Genomic DNA, 3218 nt, shown 5'->3' with positions numbered 1-3218 from the left:
GGCCAATTCATTGTAATCGGGATTCCCATTCCGTTTCAAGAATATCTTGAGCTCACCGGGAGTCGCACTTCTGGCCTTAAACGAGAGGCGATAATCCTTGTCATGGTCCATCGATAGACAGGAATTTACGAGCTGTACATTGCTTGAATTATCGTCCAGTAGGGATTGTACATGCACCAAGAGTTCCTTGTTCCCTGAATTGGTCCCATCATCAACGGTGGAGTAGGTGGCGGTAGAACCCTCTTTCAACAAGGGCGTCCACGCATTTAACCCCAGTTCGAAATCCCCATAGAAGAATGCATCCAGCGTATCGATGGCCATAGATCGATCGATGGAGAGTCCTACCTCATTCATCAATCGACTTTTGAGGTCCTCCTTCACGCTCTGATATGCTGGGTCATTGGTGAGGTTCTGTTGTTCCTTCGGATCGTTGATGCGGTCATAGAGCTCCGTCTCGCCTGAGGAAAGTAGTATGAACCTATAGGTCGAATCCACGATGGAATAGTGTTGATTCTGAATGTCGGATGGCGTGAACAAGGGAGTGTCATCATGGGCGCCTATAGCGCTGATCGCATGATCCGGGCCTTCCCACACACCTGTCTCCGGAGCATAGATGATCTCTTTTAAGCTATGTCCATCCAAGGTGTGGGATGGCGGACCCACTTGGGCCATATCGACCAATGTGGGATAGAGGTCTACGAGTGATATCGGTCGATCATCTGTTACCTCGGTCGGGACACCGGGCCCAGCTACGATGAAGGGAATCTGTGTAGACGCAGACCAGAGGAGGTTCTTGCCCATCGAGTTCCGTCTTCCCACATGGAGACCATGATCACTGGTGACGATCAGATAGGTGGACGCTCCGTACTCACTGTTGACTATGCCCTCCATGACCTTGCCAATCTGATCATCAATAAAGGATACACTGGCGAGATATCCCTGAAGGTTCCGCTTGAGCCACCAGTCGGTATCGGCACTGTCCATACTCGCATTGGTAAAATCATCGAAATGTCTGAAGCCGGTCATGCCGGACATGTTATTGCTGATCATGGACGTGGACACTCCTTCTAGGTCATAGTTCTTGACCTGTGAGATATCCACCTGATCGAGCGGATATAGATCGAAGTACCTCTGCGGGACATAGAACGGACTATGAGGACGGTAGAGGCCGGCCGTGAAGAAGAATGGATCTTCATGCTCTTCTGCTAAAAGGTCACATAGATAAGCGACCGCCTTCTCATCTGTCATCAGATCCCTGACCGAGTCATTGGTATACATATACGGCTCGGGGCCTAAGAGCCAACCGGTATAATCCGGATAGGAAGGAATTTCAGCTAGAGAGGCAACTCCTTGGCCAGTAGCCGTGACCGATGCGGGTGTTGAAGGATGTGAGTTCCTCACCGGTGAACCATCATTCCTATAGTCCAATCCATTCCAGGGATAGGGACCGTTGAACGTATTCATATCATGGTATTCGCTGAAATAATCGTGCGAATCCTCGATGGTATGGAAGATCTTCCCGGTCGCATTGACGGTATACCCATTGTCACGTAGATGCTGGAATAGAGTGGTCACACCCGAGAATCCGGCATGCTGACTGAATTCATTCTGCAGTTGATCGTGGCCATAAAAGCCCGAACTATAGGCTTGTAGTCCATTGAAGACGCTCGCGCGGGAAGGTGCACAGATGGGCACATTGGCGTGAGCATTGGTAAAATTCACCCCGCTGGCTTCCAGGGCATCGAGGTTGGGCGTGATGGCCTGGTCCATCCATTCGGAACCGAGAAAACTCAGGTCGTCACAGAAGATCAGGACGAAATTCGGGGACTGGGCCTGGGATTGAAAGCAAAGAAGGACAGAGAGTATCCCTGTCAGGATCGCATCGCGCATGGTACAAGAAAGTGTTTGGCCGCTCCATACAAACCTAGACAATTCCTTCAAACCCCTTGTCCTGCTTGCTATTCAGCGCATTGTATCTCACGTCTCGACATCAGCATCAGAACTAAGTCGACACCGGTGAGCCCATCCTGTTCCAGTTCGATCGATCGGCTTAAATTGGAAGCCTTGAAGATTCTTCGCGGAACATATCGGGCATTGGCCTTCTTCTTGGGCGGAGGGTGGATGATGCTGCGCATAGCCTTCATGACCATGCTGAAAGGTCCCGACCTTCAGCGCTCATTGCGCTATCGACTCCACTTCCTGCGTTGGTTGATCCCGACCTTGGGAGTGCGTATAGAGTACTATGGAGAGTTTCCGCGCGAGGCCGGCCTGTTGATGTGCAATCACCGCTCCTATTTCGACCCTATACCCGTGCTGCGTCACGTATGGGCCGTACCCGTAGGCAAAGCGAGTATCAGTAAATGGCCCATCATAGGTGTAGGGGCCAAGATGTCAGGAGTGGTCTATGTGGATCGCAGCACACAAGAAGGTCGTAAAGCTGCCCGTGAGGAGATCAATGATCTTCTGACAAAAGGATTCTCCATTCTCATATATCCTGAAGGGACCATCTATCCCGGACCTGAGTTGGGTGAACTGAAGATGGGTATGTTCCGTGATGCGGCCAAGAACGGATATGCCATCCATCCGGTCGCATTGGAATACAAGCATGCTCTGGACGCTTGGCGCGGAGGCATCAGTTTTGTGAAGCACTTCTATACCCGCTTCGGCAAGAAGTCCGTGTACATCAAAGTGGCTTTTGGCGAGCCCTTGCGCAGTGAGGATCCTGAAGAACTGGCCTCCCGTTTCCTGCACTTCAATGAAGCCGCGATAAAAGAGATGCGCGAAGGATGGTATATCCCCTATCCCAAGGAGGAGATCACTTGATCTCCTTCTCTATGCGGATCTCCGTGCGGGGTCCATCGCCTTCCATCTCTTTCTTCACCTCTACGCTCACCTCATCTCCATCGCGTGAGATGCTGATGTTGGCGCCATCGATGAGAGTATCTCCTTCGAAACCGGATTCTTCCAGTTTCTCCACGGCACTTTGCATATCATCCATGCCTCCATCCATCTTGATGATCTCCATCTCACCGCCTTCCTCATCGTGCCATACCATGTGGTCGCCATCGCCCATGTGCTTTTTGAAGATGCGTTTTTCCATCTTATCCCCGTGATGGGGTCCTGTATGACCGGTCACTTTACCCAGGACGAATCCGAGTACGAGAGCGAGGATGGTGAATACGAGGGTCTGTGTCCAATTGCCTTTCATGGTCTGGGGG

General features: G+C 51.3%; 3 protein-coding genes. 1 reads left to right on the top strand and 2 read right to left on the bottom strand.

The genetic code is table 11. The features are described 5' to 3' along the window. Positions 1 to 1890 (bottom strand): sulfatase-like hydrolase/transferase (locus HKN79_04720; protein NNC82860.1); only part of this gene is annotated, 1890 nt, incomplete at its 3' end. A gap of 174 nt (positions 1891 to 2064) precedes the next feature. On the opposite strand from HKN79_04720, the gene HKN79_04715 reads away from it, so the two are divergent. Then, complete coding sequence (locus HKN79_04715) at positions 2065 to 2823, top strand: 1-acyl-sn-glycerol-3-phosphate acyltransferase (protein ID NNC82859.1); 759 nt, start codon at positions 2065 to 2067, stop codon at positions 2821 to 2823. Here HKN79_04715 and HKN79_04710 read toward each other — a convergent pair. Next, positions 2816 to 3218 (bottom strand): hypothetical protein (locus HKN79_04710; GenBank protein NNC82858.1); only part of this gene is annotated, 403 nt, incomplete at its 5' end. The genes HKN79_04715 and HKN79_04710 overlap by 8 nt on opposite strands.

The sequence above is a fragment of the Flavobacteriales bacterium genome, from assembly GCA_013001705.1.
In the GTDB taxonomy this organism is placed as follows: Bacteria; Bacteroidota; Bacteroidia; order Flavobacteriales_D; family JABDKJ01; genus JABDLZ01.
This window is presented reverse-complemented; position numbering and strand designations above follow the sequence as displayed.